The organism is Natronospira sp., assembly GCF_007134575.1.
In the GTDB taxonomy this organism is placed as follows: Bacteria; Pseudomonadota; Gammaproteobacteria; order Natronospirales; family Natronospiraceae; genus Natronospira; species Natronospira elongata.
On the sequence record NZ_SLKM01000117.1, the window covers coordinates 1 to 3,415 of the forward strand.

Consider the following 3,415-nt stretch of genomic DNA (forward strand, 5'->3'; position numbering starts at 1 on the left):
AGCGGGAGCTTGAACAGCTAAAATACTCCGCCGAACACTATGTCCGTCTCAAAGATAGTTATCTATGAGAGGGGCAAGGAGCAAAAACCGGTGCCTCTCCCCGGCACCGTGGGAGAGGCTTTAGCCGCGATTACAATCCCTCACCCGGCACGCCCCGCCATCTTTGCCCCTGGGTCGAGGGGCAACCCCAGGCCAGCCCGTGATGAGCCATCTCACCATTCCAGGAGATCTGCAGTATCCGGCCGAATCCCATGCCAGATCTGAAACGACTCTGCGGCCTGTTCCACCAGCATGCCCCAGCCATCCGCCACATGGGCGCCATGTCTGATGCCCTGTTGTAGAAAGGGGCTGAGTTCGGTGGCGTAGCTCATGTCGTAGCAAAGACAGTGGGGTGCGAAAAGACGATGGGGCAGGTCCACATTGTCGCCACTGAGGCTTGCCGCAGTGGCATTCAGGATAAGATCGAAAAGCTGATTTGGCAGATCATCGAGACCGCCGCCACTGACCGGCCCAGTGTCCCGGAAGTCCTGAGCAAGCTGTTGGGCCCGCTCCCGAGTCCGGTTAGCGACATACAGCGCCTCCACACCGCTTTCCAGCAGCGGACCCAGAACGCCGCGTGCCGCCCCGCCTGCGCCAATCAACAGCAGCCGTTTGCCTTCCAGCGAAAAGCCCAGATTGGCGGTCAGGTCCCGGACGAGACCGACACCGTCGGTATTGTCGCCGATCAGCCGGCCATCACGACCGACCGCCAGTGTGTTGACTGAACGCGCCAGTCTGGCCCTGTCGCTCAGCGCCTCGGCCATATGAAAGGCCCGCTCCTTGAAGGGCAGGGTCACATTGGCCCCCTGGGCGCCGGATTGAAAGAAGTCGGATACCGCAGATTCAAAGCCATCCACGCCCGGATCGATCCGCTCATAGTGGATCGTTCGCCCGGTGGTCTCGGCGAAATGATGATGGATCTCCGGCGAACGGCTATGGCCAATCGGGTGGCCGAACACGGCATATCGGGCGCTGGATTGATTCATGCGCCCATTCTAGCCCCCCGGGCCGCTCTGTGGCAGCCATCCAACCCCCCTGCGCGTTGCTCTGGGACAACACCGACCGATCGGTCTGGGAGCAGCAAGCCGGGCCATTTTGCAAGGCAATTCTACGGAGCCGGTCGTATTTACGAGCACTGTCGTATTTGGTACGGTGCGGTTCGCTTGGAAGCGTTTAGCGGGATCGCCATGCGTGCAAGCGGCCTGGGAGCGCAGCTCCGGAGAGGTCTTGGATGGGCCTCTCAACCTGCGGGATGCGGGTCTTCAGGGCAGGCCGCGAGCGGGCGAGGATGCCCGGCGATACCGACAATGACAGCCCTGGAATTACCTGACAACCGAGAAGGAGGTGGACCATGACCCATCCATTCAGCCTCAAGCGGGCCGTCCAGGCGGCCCTGGCCATGGGGGTGACCGCATCGTTGACAGCGCCGGTCGCCGTGGCACAGGAGGAAGAAGAAGGTATGCGTGAGCTGGACCGCGTCCAGGTCACCGGTTCGCGAATCACACGTACACAGGTCGAAGGCGCAACGCCGATGATGACCATTGACCGCGAGGACATGGAGGCCACCAACTTCCAGACCGTGGCTGATGTGGTTCGCAATCTCAGTTTCAATTCCTTTGGCTCGTTTCGCGAGACCTCGGGTAACACGTCCCAGTCTCAGGCCACTCTGAGTCTTCGTGGTATCGGTGCCAACCGCACCCTGGTACTGCTCAATGGTCGTCGCGTGCCCGGCTCCCCGGTCATCAATGCCGCGAGCCAAAATCTGAATACCATTCCCTTTGCCGCAGTGGAGCGGATTGAAGTGCTCTCCGACGGTGCTTCCGCCGTCTACGGTTCCGATGCCATTGGCGGTGTGGTTAACGTGATTCTCCGGGATGACTTTGAAGGTGCCGAAATCACCTTGCGTGATACCTATCCCGAACGGGATGGCGACGGCGGCAAGGAGCAGCAGGCCACCATTGTCGGCGGGATTGCCGGTGATCGTGGCAATGTCACCTTCTCGCTCGAAAAGGACAGCCGGGAAATCCTGTTTGCGCGCGACCGATTCTGGCTGTCTTCTCGCGACATGAACCCCGAGGGACAATTCGGCTTTGAAGACACCTTTGGCTTCAGCCACTTCGCGCGGAACGTGGACCGCGGCAACGGTTATGAGTCAATGATCGAGGTTGGCCCCGGTGAAGACGACTGTGCGGTTTATGGTGACGGTTTCCAGAACCCCGCCTTCGTCCGCGCGGGTAATCCGATATGTGCCTATGACCATACCCAGATTGCCGCAGAGACGGCTTCCCTGGACCGCACCTCCGTGTTCATGGATGCCAACTATGAAATCACGCCGGACGTCAGCTTCTGGGCACGGGGCATGCATACCACGGTGGAAAGCTTCGGCCGCTATGCCCCGGCCGCGGGCCAGTTTGTCTGGGCGGGAGACACCCTGGACGAGGAAACCATTACTCACGATGGGCAGGACGTCACCCTCAAGGAAATCAATCCGGGCGATGTGATCGGTTATCGCTTCGACAACACCGGTCCTGGTCGTGACACTACCCAGAGCAACTATGTCACCGACCTCCAGTTTGGTTTCGAAGGCTTCATGCCCGAGTTTCTGGGTGGCTTCGATTGGGAAGTGGGCTATCAACACAACGTCTATGACGCCATGGACTGGGGTGTTGGATACGTCAATGTGCTCGGTTTGAACGAAGCGGCTGAACAGGGCTGGGACCCGCGTCACCCCGACCAGGACCAATTCGAGCACCTCGTGGCGGGCATGCGCGAAAATGCCAGTCGCCAGATCCAGGCCAAGTACGACCGCTTCGACTTCGGCGGCCAGTTTGACGGGCCCATGTTGGCGGCCGGCCCCATGAGTTTCTTCGTCGGGGGTGAGTACTTCGAGCAACGCTACAACGATGAAACCCAGGCGCAAGCCGAAGCAGGCAACATCCTTGGCACTGCCGGTGGCTCCTCCGGTGGCAGTCGCGATGTCTGGGCGCTGTTTGCTGAAACCGTGATGCCTCTCCACGAAGACGTGGAGCTGGACTTCGCCCTGCGCCGGGATGATTACAGTGACTTTGGCGACAATCTTTCCGCCAAGGCCGGCATTCGTTGGCAGCCCCAGCCCTGGTTCCTGGTGCGTGGTTCCTACAGTGAGGGCTTCCGTGCGCCGACGCTGGATCAACTCTTCCAGGCTCCGGCCCAGTCCTTTGCTTTCGCGGTGGATATCGAGGGCTGTCTGGACGACCCGGGTCGCGCGGATGATGTGGCTGGCTGTGTGCAGGAGACGGATCAGCAGCATGAGACCTTCATTGCGGCCAACCCCGATCTGGATGCGGAAACCTCCGAACAGATCTCCGTGGGTGCGGTGTTCGATTTCGAGCCCCTC

2 protein-coding genes are annotated in these 3,415 nt (G+C 60.5%); one reads left to right on the top strand and one right to left on the bottom strand.

Features of this window, described 5'->3' with window-relative positions:
* Nucleotides 1-212: 212 nt before the first annotated feature.
* Nucleotides 213-1,025, bottom strand: a complete 813-nt coding sequence (aroE, locus tag ACJWXQ_RS04600) for a shikimate dehydrogenase (protein ID WP_406672265.1) — start codon at nt 1,023-1,025, stop codon at nt 213-215.
* A gap of 365 nt (nt 1,026-1,390) precedes the next feature.
* Between aroE and ACJWXQ_RS04605 the strand changes: the two genes are divergently transcribed.
* A partial coding sequence (locus ACJWXQ_RS04605) for a TonB-dependent receptor plug domain-containing protein (protein ID WP_406672266.1) occupies nt 1,391-3,415 on the top strand: 2,025 nt, incomplete at its 3' end.